The sequence below is a fragment of the Paraoerskovia sediminicola genome, from assembly GCF_030296575.1.
GTDB classification, from domain to species: domain Bacteria; phylum Actinomycetota; class Actinomycetes; order Actinomycetales; family Cellulomonadaceae; genus Paraoerskovia; species Paraoerskovia sediminicola.
Genome location: NZ_AP027729.1, coordinates 2902095 through 2920868, shown reverse-complemented (window position 1 = coordinate 2920868; position 18774 = coordinate 2902095). Strand labels below are relative to the sequence as shown.

At 71.8% G+C, this 18774-nt stretch carries 19 protein-coding genes and 1 pseudogene; 3 read left to right on the top strand and 17 right to left on the bottom strand.

Annotated elements, in window-relative coordinates:
• Positions 1 to 9 precede the first annotated feature (9 nt).
• Entirely contained in the window at positions 10 to 1083 is a 1074-nt protein-coding gene (ligD, locus tag QUE47_RS13495; protein WP_286217710.1) for a non-homologous end-joining DNA ligase, read from the top strand.
• Between the two features lie 96 nt (positions 1084 to 1179).
• Here the strand turns inward: ligD and QUE47_RS13490 are convergent, their stop codons facing one another.
• The 12 genes and pseudogenes from QUE47_RS13490 to pdxT all read right to left on the bottom strand — a co-directional run bounded on the left by QUE47_RS13490 (position 1180) and on the right by pdxT (position 13027).
• Positions 1180 to 2223 (bottom strand): ATP-dependent DNA ligase, encoded by a 1044-nt coding sequence (locus QUE47_RS13490; protein WP_350227572.1) that lies wholly within the window; start codon positions 2221 to 2223, stop codon positions 1180 to 1182.
• A 31-nt stretch (positions 2224 to 2254) separates the two neighbouring features.
• Positions 2255 to 4549 carry a RelA/SpoT family protein gene (locus tag QUE47_RS13485; protein WP_286217709.1) on the bottom strand — a complete coding sequence of 765 codons (2295 nt, stop codon included), beginning with the start codon at positions 4547 to 4549 and terminating at the stop codon, positions 2255 to 2257.
• 113 nt (positions 4550 to 4662) lie between these two features.
• Positions 4663 to 5235, bottom strand: coding sequence for an adenine phosphoribosyltransferase (locus tag QUE47_RS13480; RefSeq protein ID WP_286217707.1), 573 nt, complete (start codon positions 5233 to 5235; stop codon positions 4663 to 4665).
• Complete coding sequence (gene secF / locus QUE47_RS13475) at positions 5232 to 6338, bottom strand: protein translocase subunit SecF (RefSeq protein WP_286217706.1); 1107 nt, start codon at positions 6336 to 6338, stop codon at positions 5232 to 5234. The genes QUE47_RS13480 and secF overlap by 4 nt, the downstream gene beginning before the upstream one ends.
• Positions 6338 to 8395 (bottom strand): protein translocase subunit SecD, encoded by a 2058-nt coding sequence (secD, locus tag QUE47_RS13470; protein WP_286217705.1) that lies wholly within the window; start codon positions 8393 to 8395, stop codon positions 6338 to 6340. Before secD ends, secF begins: the two co-directional genes overlap by 1 nt.
• Positions 8396 to 8527: 132 nt before the next feature.
• On the bottom strand, positions 8528 to 9067 hold the full coding sequence (gene yajC, locus QUE47_RS13465) for a preprotein translocase subunit YajC (RefSeq protein WP_286217704.1): 540 nt from the start codon (positions 9065 to 9067) through the stop codon (positions 8528 to 8530).
• 143 nt (positions 9068 to 9210) lie between these two features.
• Positions 9211 to 10199 (bottom strand): annotated as a pseudogene (gene ruvB, locus QUE47_RS13460) (Holliday junction branch migration DNA helicase RuvB).
• A gap of 118 nt (positions 10200 to 10317) precedes the next feature.
• Complete coding sequence (locus tag QUE47_RS17305) at positions 10318 to 10476, bottom strand: hypothetical protein (RefSeq protein ID WP_434019691.1); 159 nt, start codon at positions 10474 to 10476, stop codon at positions 10318 to 10320.
• A 136-nt stretch (positions 10477 to 10612) separates the two neighbouring features.
• On the bottom strand, positions 10613 to 10906 hold the full coding sequence (ruvA, locus tag QUE47_RS17300) for a Holliday junction branch migration protein RuvA (protein WP_434019690.1): 294 nt from the start codon (positions 10904 to 10906) through the stop codon (positions 10613 to 10615).
• 107 nt (positions 10907 to 11013) lie between these two features.
• Positions 11014 to 11577 carry a crossover junction endodeoxyribonuclease RuvC gene (gene ruvC, locus QUE47_RS13450; protein ID WP_286217703.1) on the bottom strand — a complete coding sequence of 188 codons (564 nt, stop codon included), beginning with the start codon at positions 11575 to 11577 and terminating at the stop codon, positions 11014 to 11016.
• 81 nt (positions 11578 to 11658) lie between these two features.
• Positions 11659 to 12414, bottom strand: coding sequence for a YebC/PmpR family DNA-binding transcriptional regulator (locus QUE47_RS13445; protein ID WP_286217702.1), 756 nt, complete (start codon positions 12412 to 12414; stop codon positions 11659 to 11661).
• A gap of 7 nt (positions 12415 to 12421) precedes the next feature.
• On the bottom strand, positions 12422 to 13027 hold the full coding sequence (gene pdxT, locus QUE47_RS13440) for a pyridoxal 5'-phosphate synthase glutaminase subunit PdxT (protein WP_286217701.1): 606 nt from the start codon (positions 13025 to 13027) through the stop codon (positions 12422 to 12424).
• Between the two features lie 145 nt (positions 13028 to 13172).
• Between pdxT and QUE47_RS13435 the strand changes: the two genes are divergently transcribed.
• Positions 13173 to 13442, top strand: a complete 270-nt coding sequence (locus tag QUE47_RS13435) for a hypothetical protein (protein WP_286217700.1) — start codon at positions 13173 to 13175, stop codon at positions 13440 to 13442.
• The gene (locus QUE47_RS13430) at positions 13427 to 14959 is read left to right on the top strand and encodes a chloride channel protein (RefSeq protein WP_286217699.1); all 1533 of its coding nucleotides are present in this window, start codon (positions 13427 to 13429) and stop codon (positions 14957 to 14959) included. Before QUE47_RS13435 ends, QUE47_RS13430 begins: the two co-directional genes overlap by 16 nt.
• Positions 14960 to 15024: 65 nt before the next feature.
• Here QUE47_RS13430 and QUE47_RS13425 read toward each other — a convergent pair whose 3' ends face one another.
• From QUE47_RS13425 to QUE47_RS13410, 5 genes are all read right to left on the bottom strand, one after another.
• Complete coding sequence (locus tag QUE47_RS13425; protein ID WP_286217698.1) at positions 15025 to 15645, bottom strand: NUDIX hydrolase; 621 nt, start codon at positions 15643 to 15645, stop codon at positions 15025 to 15027.
• Positions 15646 to 15760: 115 nt separating this feature from the next.
• Positions 15761 to 16609 (bottom strand): pyridoxal 5'-phosphate synthase lyase subunit PdxS, encoded by an 849-nt coding sequence (gene pdxS, locus QUE47_RS13420; protein WP_286219512.1) that lies wholly within the window; start codon positions 16607 to 16609, stop codon positions 15761 to 15763.
• Between the two features lie 265 nt (positions 16610 to 16874).
• Positions 16875 to 17531 (bottom strand): hypothetical protein, encoded by a 657-nt coding sequence (locus QUE47_RS13415; protein ID WP_350227756.1) that lies wholly within the window; start codon positions 17529 to 17531, stop codon positions 16875 to 16877.
• Positions 17531 to 17869 carry a glycosyltransferase gene (locus QUE47_RS16965; protein WP_350227571.1) on the bottom strand — a complete coding sequence of 113 codons (339 nt, stop codon included), beginning with the start codon at positions 17867 to 17869 and terminating at the stop codon, positions 17531 to 17533. Before QUE47_RS16965 ends, QUE47_RS13415 begins: the two co-directional genes overlap by 1 nt.
• Entirely contained in the window at positions 17866 to 18729 is an 864-nt protein-coding gene (locus QUE47_RS13410) for a glycosyltransferase family 4 protein (RefSeq protein WP_350227570.1), read from the bottom strand. Before QUE47_RS13410 ends, QUE47_RS16965 begins: the two co-directional genes overlap by 4 nt.
• Between the last annotated feature and the right edge of the window lie 45 nt (positions 18730 to 18774).

Genomic DNA, 18774 nt, shown 5'->3' with positions numbered 1-18774 from the left:
CGTGACGGCATGGCCTCCAGGACACCGCCCGTCGAGCTCGAGGTCGACGGCCGGACGGTGCGCGTGTCGAGCCCCGACCGGGTCATCTTCCCCGAGCGCGGACTGACCAAGCTCGACGTCGTCCGGTACTACGTCGCAGTCGGGGACGGGATCCTCGCCGCCCTCCGCGACCGACCCACCACGCTCGAACGGTGGCCCAAGGGCGTCCTCGAAGGGTTCCGCCTCAGCACGCGGCAGGACTCGACGGGAGACGCGTTCTTCCAGAAGCGGGTGCCCCGTGGGGCGCCCGACTACGTCGAGTCGGCGACGATCAGGTTCCCCAGCGGCCGGTCCGCCGACGAGATCACCCCGACGGAGACGGCCGTCGTCGCCTGGGCCGCGCAGATGGGCACCATCACGTTCCATCCGTGGCCCGTCCGTCGAGATGACGTCGAGATGCCCGACCAGCTCCGTATCGACCTGGACCCGCAGCCCGGGACCGACTACTCGGACGCAGCGGCTCTGGCGGACGACGTGCAGGAGCTGCTCGGCGAGGTCGGCCTCGTGGGCTACCCGAAGACGTCGGGCGGGCGAGGGCTCCACGTGTTCGCGCCGATCGAGCCCCGGTGGGACTTCGTCGCCGCCCGGCGCGCGACGATCGCGTTCGGTCGAGAGCTCGAACGACGCCGGCCCGGGGCGGTCACGACGGCATGGTGGAAGGAGGAGCGAGGCGAGAGCATCTTCGTCGACTACAACCAGATGGCTCGCGACCGGACCATGGCGTCCGCGTACTCGATCCGCCCCAACGCTCGAGCGACCGTCTCGGCCCCGCTGACCTGGGCCGAGGTCCCCGACGTGACGCCGGACGACTTCGACGTCCTGTCGATGCCGGACCGGTTCCGTTCGGTCGGCGACCTCGCGGCACGGGCCTCGGCGGGTGGCACGGGCGAGGCGCCCGGGTCTCTGGAGCCCCTGCTAGAGCTCGCGGCACGGGACGAGCGCGACCACGCGCTCGGCGACCTGCCGTACCCGCCGGAGTACCCGAAGATGGCCGGCGAGCCTCCGCGGGTGCAGCCCAGCCGCAAGCGGGCCGACCCGTCCTGACCGCAGCGCTGTCCTGCCGTCAGCGCCCCGGGACCCCGGGCAGCAGGTCCGCCAGGTCGTAGGAGACCGGCTCCTCGAGCTGGTCGAACGTGCAGCTCACGGGTTCGCGGTCGACCCGGACCCGCTTGAGCTGGACGGTGTGGCGGAACCTTTCGCCCTCCATGTGGTCGTAGGCGACCTCGAGGACGACCTCCGGTCGTAGCGCCACGAAGGACAGATCCTTGCCGCTCGTCCAGCGTGACGGCGCCCCGGGCGCGCGCACTCCCCGGGGCCGTCCGCGCCGTCGGAGGCACCGTCGTCCGACGCCCCACCGGGCCCGCCGATCCAGGGGTGGTCCGCCGTGACGACCAGCGGAGCGAGCTCCACGGCGAGCTCTGCGCGGCGCGCGGCCGTGAACGACGACGCGGCGCCGACGAACTGCAGCACCCCGTCCACGTCGTGCAGCCCGACCAGGAGCGAGCCCACGAGCGGCAGGTCCTCGGTCGAGTCCTTGTGCGGCCGGTACCCGGCGAGCACGACGTCGGCGGTGCGCTCGTGCTTGACCTTGAGCATCGACCGCTTGCCGGGCGCGTACGGGAGCCCGACGGGCTTCGCGACGATCCCGTCGAGCCCGGCGCCCTCGAAGACCTCGAACCACTGCTGCGCGACATCCCTGTCCCGCGTGCGCCGGGTCGCGTGCACGAGCGGGCCGTCGAGCCCCAGCCCGTCGAGCACGTCGTGCCGGCGCGACTGGGGCTCGCCCGTCAGGTCCTCGTCCCCGAGAGCCAGGACGTCGAACACCACGAGCGCGGCAGGCGTCTCCTGCGCGAGCCTCGCGACCCGCGACGCCGCGGGGTGCACCCGGGCCGAGAGCAGCTCGAAGTCGAGCCGCGAGTCGCGCGCCACGACGATCTCGCCGTCGACCACGCACCGCGGCGGCAGAGCCTCACGGACGGCGTCCACGACGTCCGGGAAGTAGCGGTCCAGCGGCTTGCCGCTCCGGCTGGCCAGCAGCACGTCGTCACCGTCACGGAACGCGATGCACCGGAACCCGTCCCACTTCGGCTCGTACACCAGCCCGCCGTGGGCGTCCGCCGCGGGAACCCCGGACACCGCCTTCGCGAGCATCGGCTTCACGGGGGGCATCACGGGCAGGTCCATGGCCCGATCGTGCCACCTGCGCCGAGGTCCGTCAGTCCGGGAGGGTCGGCTGCTCCGCCGCGCGCGACCCGGTGATGCGGTAGACGTCGAACACGCCCTCGATCTTGCGGACGTTCGTCAGGACCTGCGCGAGGTGCCCGGGCTCCGCCATCTCGAACACGAAACGCGAGACCGCGACCCGGTCGTTCGAGGTCGAGACGCTCGCCGACAGGATGTTCACGTGACTCTCGGAGAGCATGCGGGTGACGTCCGAGAGAAGGCCGGCGCGGTCCAGCGCCTCGACCTGGATCTGGACGAGGAACATGGTGTTGGCGCTCGTCGACCACGACACGTCCACGATCCGCTCGGGCTGCGACCGAAGGCCGTCGACGTTGGCGCAGTCGGCACGGTGCACGCTGACCCCGTGACCGCGGGTCACGAAACCGATGATCTGGTCGCCCGGCACCGGCGTGCAGCACTTGGCGAGCTTGACCCAGATGTCGTCGACGCCCTTGACCACGACTCCGGGGTCGCCGGTACGGACCCGGCGCGCGGTGGCCCCGGGCCGAGCGGTCTCCGCGACGTCCTCGACCGTCCCGTCGTCGCCGCCCATCGTGCGCACGAGCCGCGTGACCACCGAGGCGGCCGACGTCTGCCCCTCGCCGATCGCGGCGTACAGCGCGGAGACGTCCGTGTACCGCAGCTCGTTCGCGAGGGCGAGCAGGGACTCGTGGGACAGCAGCCTCTGGATCGGGAGGTTCTGCTTGCGCATCGCCTTGACGAGGTTGTCCTTGCCGACCTCGACGGCCTCCTCGCGGCGCTCCTTCGAGAACCACTGACGGATCTTGTTCCGCGCGCGCGGGCTCTTGACGAACGCGAGCCAGTCGCGGCTCGGTCCCGCGTTCTCGGACTTCGACGCCAGCACCTCGACGACATCGCCGTTCTCCAGCGTGGAGTCGAGCGGGACGAGCCGCCCGTTGACGCGGGCCCCCATCGTGCGGTGCCCGACCTCCGTGTGGACCGCGTAGGAGAAGTCCACGGGGGTCGACCCGGCCGGGAGCGACTGCACGTCGCCCTTCGGCGTGAAGACGTAGACCTCTCCCCCGCCGATCTCGAAACGCAGCGAGTCGAGGAACTCGCCCGGGTCGGCGGTCTCGCGCTGCCAGTCGACGAGCTGGCGCAGCCACTGCATGTCGCCCTCGCCGCCGGACGCGGCCGAGCCGACCGACTTGGCGGCCTCCTTGTACTTCCAGTGTGCCGCGACCCCGTACTCGGCGCGGCGGTGCATGTCATGGGTGCGGAGCTGGATCTCGACCGGCTTGCCGCCGGGACCGATCACGGTCGTGTGCAGCGACTGGTACATGTTGAACTTCGGCATCGCGATGTAGTCCTTGAACCGCCCCGGCACCGGGTTCCAGCGCGCGTGCAGCGCACCCAGGGCCGCGTAGCAGTCACGGACGGAGTCGACGAGGACCCGCACCCCCACCAGGTCGTAGATCTCCGCGAAGTCGTGTCCGCGGACGATCATCTTCTGGTAGATCGAGTAGTAGTGCTTGGGACGCCCCGTCACGGTCGCGCGGATCTTCGCGTTGCGCAGGTCCGCCCCGACCTGCGACCGGACGACCGCGAGGTACTCCTCGCGGGCCGGCGCACGCTCCGAGACGAGGTGGACGATCTCGTCGTAGACCTTGGGGTAGAGCGTCGCGAACGACAAGTCCTCGAGCTCCCACTTGATCGTGTTCATGCCGAGCCGGTGTGCGAGCGGCGCGTAGATCTCGAGGGTCTCGCGCGCCTTGCGCTCCGCCGACTTCGCGGGGACGAACTTCCAGGTCCGGGCGTTGTGGAGGCGGTCGGCGAGTTTGATGACCAGCACCCGGATGTCCCGCGCCATCGCGACGACCATCTTGCGCACGGTCTCGGCCTGCGCCGCGTCGCCGTACTGGACCTTGTCGAGCTTCGTCACGCCGTCGACGAGCATCGCGATCTCGTCGCCGTACTCGGAGCGCAGCATCTCGAGCGAGTAGTCGGTGTCCTCGACCGTGTCGTGCAGCAGCGCCGCGGACAGGGTGGACGGCGTCATGCCCAGCTCGGCGAGGATCGTCGCGACCGCGACCGGGTGCGTGATGTACGGGTCGCCGCTCTTGCGCAGCTGCCCCCGGTGGGCCTTCTCCGCCGTGCGGTAGGCGCGCTCGATCCCGGAGAGATCGGCCTTCGGGTGGTTCGTCCGGACGGCCTGGAGGAGCGGCTCGAGTGCAGGGGTCCCCTGCGTCCGTCCACCGAACCTGACGAAGCGGGAGCGCGTCCTCGCCGGCGGCGCGGTGCTGCCCGAGCGGGTCTCCTCGGTCATGCACCCTCCTCTCCGGTGACGTGCCGGGGGCGGCGCGATCGCGCCGCCCGGACCCGGGACGGCCGCGGGCCGACGGTCCTGGTCAGCCCGGCCCTCGCCGGAGTGGGGCAATACTACGCCGGGACTCCCCAGAGAGACGTGACCGCGCGTCCGGCGAGTGCCTCGCGCCCCGCGAGAGCGTCGATCTCGAGGAGGAACTGGACGTCGACCACCTCGGCGCCGCACCGCTCGACCAGGTCGACGGCAGCGGCCGCGGTCCCGCCGGTGGCGAGCACGTCGTCGATCACCAGCACGCGCGCGCCCGCGGGGACGGTCGCGCTGCGCACCTCGAGACGCGCCGACCCGTACTCGAGGTCGTAGGTGACGGCCTCGACCGGCGGCGGGAGCTTGCCCTCCTTGCGCAGCGGGACGAACCCGACGCCGAGCTCGATCGCCAGCGGGGCCCCGAGCAGGAACCCGCGAGCCTCCATCCCGACGACGAGGTCGACCTGCGGACCCGATACGGACCGAGCGAGGGAGCGGACCACGTCGTGCAGCGCCTCGCCGTCCGCGAGGAGCGGCGTGATGTCCTGGAACGTCACACCCGCCTCGGGGAAGTCGGGCACCGCGCGGACGAGCCCCGCGACCTCGGACGCGCGCCGGGTCGAGAGCCCGGACCGGGCCACGTCCCGTGCCTCGAGCGTCACCGGCGACGCTTCCGCGGCTGGCTGCTGTTGCTCTGCCGCTGACCAGGGATGAGCTGCTTGCGGCTCGCGATCCCGGCAGCGGCCAGGGCCTCGTCCGCCTCGTCGCCCTCGGCGGAGGCCGCGACCCGCTCGCGCTCGGCGAGCACCTTCGTCGTGTGCGCGACGATCTTCGCCTCGCGGCCACGCAGGGCCACCTCGAGCGGGGTCGCCACGAAGACCGAGGAGTACGTGCCGACGATGATCCCGACGAAGAGCGCGAGCGCGATGTCGCGCAGGGTGCCCGCGCCGAGGATGAACGCGCCGATGAAGAGGATCGAGGCGACCGGCAGCAGCGCGACGACCGACGTGTTGATCGAGCGCACGAGCGTCTGGTTGATCGCGAGGTTCGCCCGCTCTGCGTACGTCGACCGTGACTGGTCGAGGACTCCGTAGGTGTTCTCGCGGACCTTGTCGAAGACCACCACCGTGTCGTACACCGAGTAGCCGAGGATCGTCAGGAACCCGATGACGGTGGCCGGCGTGACCTCCCACCCGATCAGCGCGTAGATCCCGGCGGTGATGATCACGTCGTGGAAGATCGCGGCGAGCGCCGAGACGGCCATCCGCCAGCTCCGGAAGTAGAGCGCCATGACGACGCCCACGAACGCGAGGAAGATCACCAGCGCCCGGAGCGCGGCACCGGAGACGTCCTGGCCCCACGTGGGGCCGATGAACGAGGAGGTCACCTCGGCCTTGTCGACCCCGTAGCCGTCGGCCAGTGCCTGGCTGACCTCGGACACCTCGGCGGTGGTGAGCTCCTCGGTCTGGACGCGCATCGAGTCGGACCCCAGCACGGACACCCGCGGGGTCTCCTCGCTGGACACGGACGCGACCGCATCCACGGCGATCTGCTCGTCGGTGTCCTGCACCTCGGAGACGATGAACTGGGACCCGCCGCGGAACTCGATCCCGAGATCGAAGCCCTTGAAGAACACGACGGCGAGCGACAGCAGCACCAGCACCGCGGAGATCATGAAGAAGCGGTTGCGGTTGCCGACGATCGCGTACGAGCGACGACCGGTGTAGAGGTCGTTGCCCCACTGGGAGAATCCGCGGCCGGCCATCAGTGCTTCTCCTCGTTCGTCGCGCTCGGTTCCTCGGACTCGTCCGCCTGGGCCGACGGACCGTCGGGCGGACCGGCGTCGGCCGCGACCTCACCGCTGGCGGCCGGGTCGGGGGCATCCTGGAGCTGAGCCCGCCGCGCCGCCGCGCGGCGCTCGGCGATCGTCATCGGGGCCGCAGGGGCGTCGGCGGCGCCGGCCGCGCCGGCACCACCAGCCGCTCCGACGCTGACGAGCGAGTCGGCTGTCTCCGCACGCGTGTCGTCGGACGCCGTCGCTCCGGAGGCCTTCGCCTTCTTCTTCGGCGTGGAGACCCGGCCACGTCCCGCGTAGCGGATCGACTCGACCCCGAGCCGCCTCGGGTCGAGGCCCGAGCCGGCGTGACCCTCGCCGAAGAACTTCGTCTTCGCGAGAAGTTGCATGACGGGGTGCGTGAACATGATGACCACGAGGAGGTCGACGAGCGTCGTGAGCCCGAGCGTGAAGGCGAACCCTCGCACGCCACCGACCGCGAGCAGGTAGAGGATCACGGCGGCAAGGAAGTTCACGGTGTCGGACGCGAAGATCGTCCGGCGGGCTCGGGACCAGCCGCGCTCGACGGAGCCGACGAGTCCGCGACCGTCCCGCAGCTCGTCACGGATCCGCTCGAAGTAGACGATGAACGAGTCGGCCGTGACTCCGATCGCCACGATCAGGCCGGCGACGCCGGGCAGCGAGAGCCGGTAGCCCTGCGTCCAGGAGAGCAGGGTGATGAGGCCGTAGGTGATGAGGCCCGCGATCATCAGGGACGCGACGGTCACGAGGCCGAGCGCGCGGTACTGGAAGATCGAGTAGACACCGACGAGGAGCAGGCCGATGAGGCCGGCGATGAGGCCCTTCTCGAGCTGGTCCGCGCCGAGCGTCGCCGAGATCTGCTCCTGGCTCTGCACCTCGAACGTCAGCGGCAGGGCACCGAAGTTGAGCTGGTTCGCGAGCGTCGCCGAGCTCTCCCGGGTGAAGTTGCCGGAGATCTCCGCCTGACCGTTGGGGATCGGCTCGTTGACCGAGGGTGCCGAGATGACCAGTCCGTCGAGGACCATCGCGAACGCGTTCTGCGGGGCCGGGAGGGCGAACAGCCGCTCGGTCGAGGCGGCGAACTGCTCCGTGCCCTCGTTGGTGAAGCTGATGTTCACCACGTACTCGCCGGTCGAGACCCCGTTGCTGCTCCGGATGCCCGCGGTGGCGCTGTCGATCTCGGTCCCGGCGATCTCGACCGGTCCGAGGATGTACTTGGCGGTGCCGTCGTCGGCGCAGGTGACCAGCGGCTCGTCCGCCGGGTCGACGCCCGGGTCCTGCGCGGTCGGCTCGAGGCAGTTGAGGGCGTCGAACTCGGCCTGGATCTCCGGGGTGATCTGGCTCAGGTCGCTCGGGTCGGACGGCGTGGCACCGGCGGTCGCATCGGTCCCCTCGGTCGCGCCGTCGGTGGGCTCGTCGGTCGCGTCGGGCGCGGACTCGTCGGTCGCCGCGGGCTCCTCGGTCGCCGGGTCCTCGTCGGTGGCCGTGAGGCTGTGCGACGCCGGCGTCGCCTCGTCCGTCGGGACGGACGTCTCGGCGTCGGTCGGCTCCTCGGTCGCGTCGCCCTCGGGCGCCGTCACGCCGTCCTCGGGGACCGCGGACTCGTCCGCGGCCGCCTCGGCCGGCAGGGGCGAACCGACCTGGAGCACCGGCCGGAAGTTCATCTGCGCGGGCGTGACGATCAGGGCGATCGTCTCGTCGCTGACCTCGCCGGGGATGCCGACGACGATGTTGCTCGAGCCCTGTCGCGTGATCTCGGCCTCTGCGACACCGGACGAGTCGATGCGCTGACGGATCACCGCGATCGACTGGTTGATGTCCTCGTCGGTCACCTCGTAGCCCGGCTCGGTGACCGGCTCGAGGATCAGCTGTGTCCCGCCCTGGAGGTCGAGCGCCAGCTCCGGCACCCAGCTCGCGCCGCCCGGGTTGTCGTCGGATTTCCCGTCGAGCTGCGTCCCCGCGAAGATCGACGCGAACAGCGCCACGATGATGATCCCGAGGGTCACCAGTGTGCGCACCGGGCGTGTACGTGCCTTGCTGCTGGCCAAGAGTCCGTCTCTTCTCGTGTGCGAGCCCACCGTCGGTGGCCGGCTCGGTTCAGCGGGTGGCCGCGCGTCCGTCCACCCGATCGGTCCGAATCAGTTCTTCGTCTCGCCCCGGTCGTCGGTGTCGGCGTCGGTGTCGGCGTCGTGGACCGTGTCCGCGGACTCCGTGGCGTCGTCCTCGACGACCTCGTCCTGGACCGTGCCGTCGCCCTCGGCGACCTCGACACGCTCAGAGGTCTCGTCCTGGTCCGCGCCCTCGGACTCGCGCTCGGTGTCCGCGTCGCCCTGCTGCGCGCCGGGGAGGCCTGAGAGGTCGTCCGGGACCTCGACGGTCTCGTCCAGCTCGTCGTCGGTGTCGACCGGCTCCTCCTCGACGTGCTGCACGACCTCCTTGCCGATCGCGGCGCGGAGCCAGCGCGTGCGGCTCCCGCCCGGCTCGGCCTCGAGGGTGATCACGTCGGCCACCTCGTCGATCTCGACGACGGTGCCGTACATGCCCGACTGGGTCATCACCTCGGTACCGACCTGCAGCTGCGAGCGGAAGTCCTGCTGCGCGCGCTGCTGCTTGCGGGTGCGGCTGCTCATGAAGAAGAGCAGACCGATCGCGAGCACGGCGAAGATGATCAGTTCCATGGGGAGATGCACGTCCTTCGGGTGGGTTCTGCGCGGCAGTCTAGGCGCACGCCCGTCCAGGTCCAACGGGCGACGACGCCCGGGTTGCCCGTACGGTCGGTCCGATCAGTCTAGGGCCTCGTCCGCGACGCACGTCACAGCGTTCAGCCCTGGTCGAAGAGAAGCCCCTCGGGCTTCGGGGGGACGAGCCCGAGGTGTTCCCAGGCAGCAGGGGTCGCCACGCGTCCCCGCGGGGTGCGGCCGATCAGCCCCTCCCGGACGAGATAGGGCTCCGCGACCGTCTCGACCGTCTCGCCCTCCTCGCCGACCGTGACGGCGAGCGTCGACAGGCCGACCGGCCCGCCTCCGAACCGGGTGCACAGCGCTCGGAGCACCGAGCGGTCGAGGCGGTCGAGGCCGAGCTCGTCGACCTCGTACACCTCGAGGGCGGCGCGGGCGGCCGCGAGGTCGAGGGTGCCGTCGCCGCGGACCTGGGCCCAGTCCCTGACCCGGCGCAGGAGGCGGTTGGCGATGCGCGGGGTGCCTCGGGACCGCCCGGCGATCTCGTGCGCCGCGGCGTGCGCGAGCGGTGCCCCGAGCAGCCTGGCCGACCTGGTGATGACCCGCTCGAGCTCCGCGGGGTCGTAGAAGTCGAGGTGCCCGGTGAACCCGAACCTGTCGCGCAGGGGCGCCGGGAGCAGCCCGGCGCGGGTCGTGGCACCGACCACCGTGAACGGCGGCAGACTCAGCGGGATCGCGCTCGCCCCCGCCCCCTTGCCCACGACGACGTCGACCCGGAAGTCCTCCATGGCGACGTACAGGAGCTCCTCGGCCGGTCGCGCGAGCCTGTGGATCTCGTCGATGAACAGGACCTCGCCCTCCTCGAGCGAGGACAGGACGGCGGCGAGGTCCCCGGCGTGCTGGATCGCAGGCCCGGACGTGACACGCAGCGACGTACCGAGCTCGTTGGCGATGATCATCGCGAGGGTCGTCTTGCCGAGCCCCGGGGGCCCGAGAGCAGGACGTGGTCGGGGGTCGCGCCTCGCCCGATCGCCGCGCGCAGCACGAGCGAGAGCTGGTCGCGGACGATCTTCTGCCCGACGAAGTCGTCGAGCGTCCGCGGCCTCAGCGCCGCCTCGGCGGCCCGCTCCAGGTCGTCGGCGCCGGCGGCGACGAGCCGGTCGGTGCCCGTCTCGGACGACTCGCCGGCGGTACCGGTCCGCGGAGCGACCTCGTCGAGACCGTCCGACTGCGCGCCGACACGGTCGAAGTCAGCCACGCTGCGCCCCCAGCACCCGGAGCGCCGCGCGCAGAGCACCCGCGACGTCGGCCTCGTCGACCGCGGACTCCCCGGCCGCAGACAGCACGCCGGCGACCGTCTCCTCGGCGACCTTGGCCGTCCACCCGAGGCCGACCAGGGCCTCGACCACACGGTCCCGGTGATCGACCGGGCCGGCGGCCGCGGACTCCCCGTCTCCTGGGGGTCGGCCCCCGGTGCACCCAGCTTGTCGCCGAGCTCCAGCGCGATGCGCTGCGCCCCCTTGCGGCCGATGCCCGGGACGCGCATCAGGGCGGCGATGTCCTCCCCGACACCGCGCGACGCAGCGCGTCGGGCGTGTGCACCGCCAGCATCGCGAGCGCGAGCCGCGGGCCGACGCCGGAGACGGTCTGGACCGTCTCGAAGACCAGCCGCTCGTCGTCGTCGGCGAACCCGAACAGCGTCATCGAGTCCTCACGGACCACCATCGTGGTCGCGACGCGAGCCTGCTCCCCGACCCGCAGGGAGGACAGCAGCGCGGGCACGGCGTGGACGAGGTAGCCGATCCCGTTGACCTCGATCACGGCACGATCGAGGGACACGGACGCCACGGTCCCCGACAACGACGCGATCACACGGACCTCCATGAAACGGCACCAGACCGAACACCTGTACGAACGGCGCTCACCCTAGCACCGGCGTCCGACGCTCAGCCTTTTCCACGCCGGGCCGCCTGCTCCGCCGCCGCCCACGCGCGCTGGGCGGGCGTGAGCTCGTTCCGCTCGCCGCCCTGCAGGGCCCCGGTCGGCCGCCAGAGGTGGCACACCGCGATGGCGAGAGCGTCCGCCGCGTCCGCCGGGCGCGGAGCCTCCGCCAGGCCGAGGATCCCGGCGACCATGCGCTGGACCTGCTCCTTGCCCGCGCGCCCGCTGCCCGTGACCGCGGCCTTGACCTCGCTGGGGGTGTGCAGGGCGACCGGCACGCGACGTCGCGCGGCCGCGACCATCGCGAGCCCCGCCACCTGGGCCGTGCCCATGACGGTCCCGACGTTGTGCTGGGCGAAGACGCGCTCGACCGCGACGACGTCGGGCACGTGCTCGTCCAGCCACACGTCCAGACGGTCGGCGATGCGCAGGAGGCGCAGGTCGACCGAGTCGGTGGGCGAGCTCTGGATCACGCCCACGGCGACGAGCTCGGCGCGCCGCCCCGGGAGCGAGTCGACGACGCCGACACCGCACCGGGTCAGCCCTGGGTCCACTCCGAGAACTCGCACCGGGTCAGCGTCGCACCCGTGACGCGCGCCGGGCGGCTGGGCACGCCGGGCGCGAGGGTCGCCGTCCGGCCGAGCGACCGGTCAGTCGGCGTCGAGCTCCGCCATGACCTCGTCGGAGGCGTCGAAGTTCGCGTAGACGTTCTGGACGTCGTCGCTGTCGTCGAGCGTGTCGATGAGACGCAGGATGTTGCGGGCGCCGTCGGCGTCGACCTCGATCTGCATCGACGGGTGCCAGACGACGTCGGCCGAGTCGTACTCGATGCCGGCCTCCTGGAGCGCCGTGCGGACGGGCACCAGGTCGGTCGCCTCGCTGAGGACCTCGAACGAGTCACCGAGGTCGCTGACCTCCTCGCCCCCGGCCTCGAGGACCGCCTCCATGACGTCGTCCTCGGTCGTGCCCTCCTTCGGGACGATCACGACGCCCTTGCGGGAGAAGAGGTAGGAGACCGAGCCCGGGTCGGCGAGCTGTCCGCCGTTGCGGGTGAACGCGAGACGGACGTCCGCTGCGGCGCGGTTCTTGTTGTCCGTCAGGCACTCCACGAGCACGGCGATCCCGCCGTTGCCGTAGCCCTCGTACATGATGGTCTGGTAGTCGGCGCCGCCGGCCTCCTGGCCGGAACCGCGCTTGACGGCGCGGTCGATGTTCTCGTTCGGGACCGAGGTCTTCTTGGCCTTCTGGATCGCGTCGAAGAGCGTCGGGTTGCCCGCGACGTCACCGCCGCCGGTCCGCGCCGCGACCTCGATGTTCTTGATGAGCTTCGCGAAGAGCTTGCCGCGCTTGGCGTCCTTCGCGGCCTTCTGGTGCTTGGTCGTAGCCCACTTGGAGTGACCTGACATGCCCGACTTACTCCTTCACGATCTCGACGAACAGCTCGTGCACCCGCGCGTCCCCGGTGATCTCCGGGTGGAACGACGTGGCGAGCAGAGCCCCTTGGCGTACTGCGACGATCCTACCGGCGGCGTCGCCCCCGCCGTCCGCGGGGATCCGGGCGAGGACCTCGACCCCCTCGCCGGCCTCCTCGATCCACGGCGCGCGGATGAACGTCGCCTCGACGTCGGGCCCGTCGATGCCGGCGAAGGGCAGGGTCGTCTCGAACGAGTCGACCTGGCGCCCGAACGCGTTGCGTCGCACTGTCACGTCGAGCCCACCGAGCGTCCTCTGGTCGGCCGTGCCGTCCAGGACGCGGTCGGCGAGCAGGATCATCCCGGCGCACGAGCCATAGACGGGGAAGCCCTGCGCGATTCGTTCTTGCAGCGGGCCGTGGAGCTCGAAGATCCTGAGCAGCTTGTCGATGGTCGTGGACTCGCCGCCGGGCAGGACGAGCGCGTCGACCGACGCGAGCTCGGCCGGCCTGCGGACCCCGACGGCTCGCGCACCGGATCGTTCGAGGGCGCGGACGTGCTCGACCACGTCGCCCTGGAGGGCGAGGACACCGATCGTAGGAATCACCGGCACATCGTAGTCGGGCGGCGCAGGCCGCTCGGGCGCGGCCCGGGGCCGGGCGGGCCGTACGTGGCAACCAGAGGTAGAGCAGGTCGCGTCCACCGGTTGATCCCAGGGTCCCCGGCCCGGCGCCCGCTGCTAGTTTGACGTCATGGCGCCGGCGACCCCTGTCTCACTGAAGCAGCGGGCGGGAGAGAACCTTCGCACCGGCACCGTCGGCCTCGTGATCCTGACGATCTTCGTCGGAGCGTTCACCGGACTAGGGGCCGTCGGGTTCCGCTGGCTCATCGATGCCGTCACCCAGGTCTTCAGCGGGACCACCGACTACTCGGCGGTGGGTCTCGGCAACCACCCCCGAACCCGTGGGTCCCCTGGCTCGGGCCGTACTTCGTGGTCCTCGCCCCCGTGGTCGGCGGACTGATCTACGGACCGCTCGTCTACTTCGGGGCCCGTGAGGCCCGTGGGCACGGCGTCCCGGAGGTCATGGTCGCGGTCGCCCGCCACGGTGGACGCATCCGCGCCAGGGTCGCTGCGGTCAAGGCGCTCGCGTCGGCCGTGACCATCGGCTCCGGCGGGTCGGTCGGGCGCGAAGGACCGATCGTCCAGATCGGTGCGGCGCTCGGGTCGACGTTCGGACAGTGGACGCGGATGCCGCTGTCCCGCATGCGGACCCTCGTGGCCGCCGGGTCGGCTGCGGGCATCGCGGCGACGTTCAACGCACCGATCGCCGGCGTCATCTTCGCGCTCGAGCTGATCCTGCGGGACTTCACCGCGCGCTCCTTCGGGCTCGTCGTCCTCTCCTCGGTCACGGCGTCGGTCGTCGGCCGGTCGATGCTCGGCAACGACCCGTTCCTGATCCTGCCCGCGTTCACCGTCGACCACGCGTGGGCCTACCTGCTGTTCGCCCTGCTGGGCATCATCGCCGGCGCCGTGGGCATCGGCTTCGCGCGGATCCTCTACGTCATCGAGGATCTCTGCGACAAGATCTGGCGCGGACCCGAGTGGCTCCGCCCGGCGGTCGGTGGCGTCTTCCTCGGACTGATCCTCCTGGTCCTGCCGCAGATGTACGGCGTCGGCTACCCGGTGCTGGAGGCCGGGGTCAACGGCAGGTACGCGATCGGCGTCCTCATCCTCCTGCTCGTCGGCAAGATCATCGCCACCAGCCTGACGCTGGGCATCGGCGGCTCCGGTGGCGTCTTCGCACCGTCCCTGTTCGTCGGCGGCATGCTCGGCGCCGCGTTCGGCGAGATCGTGAACCTGATCGCCCCCGAGCTCACCCCGTCGGCCGGGGCCTTCGCCATCGTCGGCATGGGGGCCGTCTTCGCCGGCTCGGCGAGGGCGCCGCTGACGGCCGTCATCATGCTCTTCGAGCTCACGGGCGAGTACTCGATCATCCTGCCCCTGATGCTCGCGATCGTCCTCGCGACGGGGATCAGCAGGATGCTCAGCAAGGAGACGGTCTACTCGCTCAAGCTCGCCCGCCGCGGCATCGACCTCGACGAGCACCCCGCGGACCGGGTGCTCGGCGACCTCCTCATCGCGGACGTCATGGACCCGAGCCCGCCGAGCGTCGAGTCGTCGACCCGGCTCGACGCGGCGTCACGGCTCCTGCTCGCCTCCGGTCGGACGAGCATCCCGGTCGTCGACGACGGTCGCCTCCGAGGGCACCTGCGCGCCGACATGGCCGCCGAGTCCCTCCACTCCGACGACGAGGTCGCCGACCAGACCGTGGGCCACGTCATCGACGAGGTCGGTCGGGTCGACGTCGGGCTGACGCTGCGGGACGCCCTCGCGGTGCTGCACAAGCACCCGGAGGACGAGGGCATCGCCGTCGTGGACGCCGACGGCGCGATGGTCGGCTGGCTGACGCACCGCCAGGTGCTCGGCGCGCTCTCGGCAGCCACCGCCACACCTGATTCACCGCACGGCCCGGCCTGACCGGGCCGCGCCACCGCGGGCCAAGCCACCGCAGGCCAAGCCACCGCGGGTCTCGTCTCTCGACCTCAGCCGCGGCCGACCCCGAGCTCGCGCACCACCCCGTCCCACCCTCGGAGCAGGCCCCGCACGATCTCGACCAGCTCGACGGGGAACACCTCGATCTCGACCTCGGCGAGCGCATCGAGGTCCCACCAGCGCAGCTCGTCGAGGACGTCCCGCTCGATCTCCGTCCATCCGTCGCGCGAGGCCGCCCCCACGTCGGTCGGCCCGGTCCGGGCGAGAAAGATCTCCTCGTCCTGACGGCAGTGCTCCGCGAAGAAGTCGAAGACCGCGGAGCGGCGGACGACGGGCCCCGACAGGTCGTCCTGGGCGAGCACGATCCCGGTCTCCTCGCGGACCTCCCGGACGGCGGCCGCCCGTGCCGACTCCCCCGGGTCGATCCCTCCGCCCACCGTGAACCACCAGCTCCGCGTCGGCTCGTCGACGTCGTGCCCGCGCACGAGCAGCACCCGGTCGTCCGGGTCGAGCAGGATCACTCGCGCCGCGCGGCGCCACCGCAGCCCGTCGGGGCCGAGGACCCACTCGTCGCCGAGGCGGGCCGTCGACGTGGTCGGACCGCTCCCGGTGTCGTCGTCGAAGCCGTCGCCTGCGGGGTCGGCGCCTGCGGGGGCTGCGTCGTCGGGCATGGTCGAGAGGCTAGCCGGAGATGCCGGCCGGTCCGCCGGTCAGCGTGTCCGGCGGGACGCAGGACGGCCCCGGGATCGCTCCCGGGGGCCGTCGTCCGCGCTCAGCGGGCGGGTGTCACCAACCGCGCTCGGCGAGGCGGTGCGGCTCGGGGATCTCGTCGACGTTGATGCCGACCATGGCCTCGCCCAGGCCGCGCGAGACCTTCGCGATGACGTCGGGGTCGTCGTAGAACGTCGTGGCCTTGACGACCGCTGCCGCGCGCTCGGCCGGGTTGCCCGACTTGAAGATGCCGGAACCGACGAACACGCCCTCGGCGCCGAGCTGCATCATCATGGCGGCGTCGGCCGGGGTCGCGATCCCGCCCGCCGTGAACAGCACGACGGGAAGCTTGCCCGTGGCCGCGACCTCCTTGACGAGCTCGTACGGGGCCTGCAGTTCCTTGGCCGCGACGAACAGCTCGTCCTCCGGCAGCGACGCGAGGCGCGTGAGCTGCTGGCGGATCTGGCGCATGTGCGTGGTCGCGTTGGAGACGTCGCCGGTCCCCGCTTCACCCTTCGAGCGGATCATCGCCGCGCCCTCGGTGATGCGCCGCAGCGCCTCGCCCAGGTTGGTGGCACCGCAGACGAAGGGAACGGTGTAGTTCCACTTGTCGATGTGGTTCGCGTAGTCGGCCGGGGTAAGGACCTCGGACTCGTCGATGTAGTCGACGCCGAGGGACTGCAGCACCTGCGCCTCGACGAAGTGACCGATGCGCGCCTTCGCCATGACGGGGATCGAGACGGCCTCGATGATCCCGTCGATCATGTCGGGGTCGCTCATCCGCGACACGCCGCCCTGCGCACGGATGTCCGCGGGGACCCGCTCGAGCGCCATGACCGCGACCGCTCCGGCGTCCTCCGCGATCTTCGCCTGCTCGGCGTTCACCACGTCCATGATGACGCCGCCCTTGAGCATCTCGGCCATGCCGCGCTTGACGCGGGCCGTGCCGACGCTCTGGGTCTCGGGGCTCTTCTCGCTGCTCACCGCAACCTCACATCCAGTCTGGGTTCTCATCGGGTCGTTCGTCCGTGGGCGTGGCCCACGCGCGCGGCGCGCGGACGACTCACGCGCACCGCTGCCGATTCTACGCGTGCGCCCGCCGGGTCCTGGGCACGGTCCACGAGCGGCCCGCGCGAGGCGGCGCGGCGGACCGCGGGTGTGACGTGCCGCGGCCCGGCGAGGTGGCCAGTCAGCGACCGATGCCGGACGGCGCCGCGTCGTCGAAGTCGACCGTCACCGGCAGCGCGGCGTGGCCCGCCACCCGGAAGTAGCGCACGTACCACTTGCGGCGCACCCGTTGCGTCTGCGCGACGGCCTGGTTGTGGAACCGGCGAGCGAGCTGCACCCGGTACCACGCGGCGCCGAGCGACCGCACCAGGGCGTCCGCCCGGGGGTCGGCGCACAGCTCCCGCACCTCCTCCGGGCCGCCGAGGGCGCCGCGGAGGATCGCTGACAGCTCGCTCTCGGCGCGTGCGCGGGCCGGGTCGAACTGCTGGGCGAGACCGTCGCGCACCGTCAGGCGCTCGAGCTCTGCGGCGTCGGCACCTGGCTCGTCGGTGCCCTCCGGCGGACCGCCGGGGTCGGCGACGAGGGCGAGGTCACCCAGGTCGTCGGTGAGCTCGACCTGGGCCGCCTCGGCGACGAGCATCGAGCTCGCCGGGTCGAGCAGCCCGGACGCCGCGAGCTCGGAGGCCGCGGACGCCCGCCGCACGAGCTGCGCGTCGAGGGCGAGCCGCGACGCGACCACCTTGCGGTGGAGCCGATCGAGCCGCACGGCCGCCGTCCAGAGCAGCCAGCCGACCACGGCGACGACGAGCACGACGACGACGGTGATCTCCGACCACATCACGAGGCGTCACCTCCGCCAGGGCGCAGCCGTCGACCGATCCGCGCCAGGAGCGACGGGTCGGCGTCCACCCCGTCGGAGGCCTCGGATGTCGCGACCACCGTCTCGTAGACGGCGAGGACCTCGGCCGTGACCGCCGACCAGTCGAACCGGTGGACGAAGCGCGCCCCGCTCGCCGCGAGCCGCCCGCGCTCCTCCGGGTCGTCGAGCAGACGCACGACCGTCCGGGCGAGCGCCGCCGGGTCGTCGACGGCGAAGAGCGCGCCGGCCGCGCCGTCGTCCAGCACGCGGCGGAACGCCCCGAGGCCGCTGGCCACGACGCACGTCCCGGCGCTCATCGCCTCGACGAGGACGATCCCGAAGCTCTCGCCCCCGTCTGCGGAGCGACGTACAGATCGGCCGAGGAGAGCAGGGACGCCTTCTCCTCGTCGGTGATCGACCCGAGGAACTCGACCGAGCCTGCGAGGTCACCGAGCGCCTCGATCGCCGCGTCCCGGCCGGCGTCGCCCCGGCCCGCCACCAGGAACCGCGCACCGGGGAACCGCTCGATGATCGTCGGGATCGCTGCCGTGAGCACCGGTAGCCCCTTGCGAGGCTCGTCGAGCCGCCCGAGGAACGCGATCGTCGGCGCGTCCGGCGTACCGGTCCACCGCTCGTCCGGTTCCGCGGAGGCGAACCCGTCGACGTACACGCCGTTCGGGATCACGACGGCGTCGCCGCCGAGGTGCTCGATCACCGTGCGCCGGGCGTCCTCGGACACCGCGATGCGCGCGTCGATCTTCTCGAGGCTCGGCCGCACGAGCGGGTAGGCGATCTGCAGCGCGCGCGACCGGACGAGCGCGGTGTGACAGGTGACGACCACCGGGGTCGTCGTCGCCCACAGCGCGAGGACGCTGAGGCTCGGCGTGATGGGCTCGTGCAGGTGGATGAGATCGAACTCGCCCTCGTCCAACCAGCGCCGCACCCGGGCGGCGACGCGGGGCCCGAACGTGAGCCGCGCGACCGACCCGTTGTAGCGCACCGGGATCGCACCGGGGACGACGGTGAAGTAGTCGGGCAGGTCCATCTCCTCGTCCGCCGGGGCGAGCACCGAGACGTGGTGTCCCTGGCGGATCAGTGCCTCGGCGAGGTCACGGACGTGGAACTGCACGCCGCCAGGGACGTCGAACGCGTACGGGCAGACGATCCCGATCCGCATGCCGTCCTGTGGATCGGCACTCGTGCCGGCACGGAGTCCGGTCCG

What these genes read in the sequence shown, in the direction of transcription:
- ligD (WP_286217710.1), top strand. Translation starts at nt 10, where the DNA reads ATGGCCTCCAGGACACCGCCCGTCGAGCTCGAGGTCGACGGCCGGACG.
- QUE47_RS13490 (WP_350227572.1), bottom strand. Translation starts at nt 2,223, where the DNA reads ATGGACCTGCCCGTGATGCCCCCCGTGAAGCCGATGCTCGCGAAGGCG.
- QUE47_RS13485 (WP_286217709.1), bottom strand. Translation starts at nt 4,549, where the DNA reads ATGACCGAGGAGACCCGCTCGGGCAGCACCGCGCCGCCGGCGAGGACG.
- secF (WP_286217706.1), bottom strand. Translation starts at nt 6,338, where the DNA reads ATGGCCGGCCGCGGATTCTCCCAGTGGGGCAACGACCTCTACACCGGT.
- yajC (WP_286217704.1), bottom strand. Translation starts at nt 9,067, where the DNA reads ATGGAACTGATCATCTTCGCCGTGCTCGCGATCGGTCTGCTCTTCTTC.
- QUE47_RS13445 (WP_286217702.1), bottom strand. Translation starts at nt 12,414, where the DNA reads ATGTCAGGTCACTCCAAGTGGGCTACGACCAAGCACCAGAAGGCCGCG.
- QUE47_RS13435 (WP_286217700.1), top strand. Translation starts at nt 13,173, where the DNA reads ATGGCGCCGGCGACCCCTGTCTCACTGAAGCAGCGGGCGGGAGAGAAC.
- QUE47_RS13425 (WP_286217698.1), bottom strand. Translation starts at nt 15,645, where the DNA reads ATGCCCGACGACGCAGCCCCCGCAGGCGCCGACCCCGCAGGCGACGGC.
- pdxS (WP_286219512.1), bottom strand. Translation starts at nt 16,609, where the DNA reads ATGGCCGAGATGCTCAAGGGCGGCGTCATCATGGACGTGGTGAACGCC.
- QUE47_RS13415 (WP_350227756.1), bottom strand. Translation starts at nt 17,531, where the DNA reads ATGTGGTCGGAGATCACCGTCGTCGTCGTGCTCGTCGTCGCCGTGGTC.
- QUE47_RS16965 (WP_350227571.1), bottom strand. Translation starts at nt 17,869, where the DNA reads ATGAGCGCCGGGACGTGCGTCGTGGCCAGCGGCCTCGGGGCGTTCCGC.
- QUE47_RS13410 (WP_350227570.1), bottom strand. Translation starts at nt 18,729, where the DNA reads ATGCGGATCGGGATCGTCTGCCCGTACGCGTTCGACGTCCCTGGCGGC.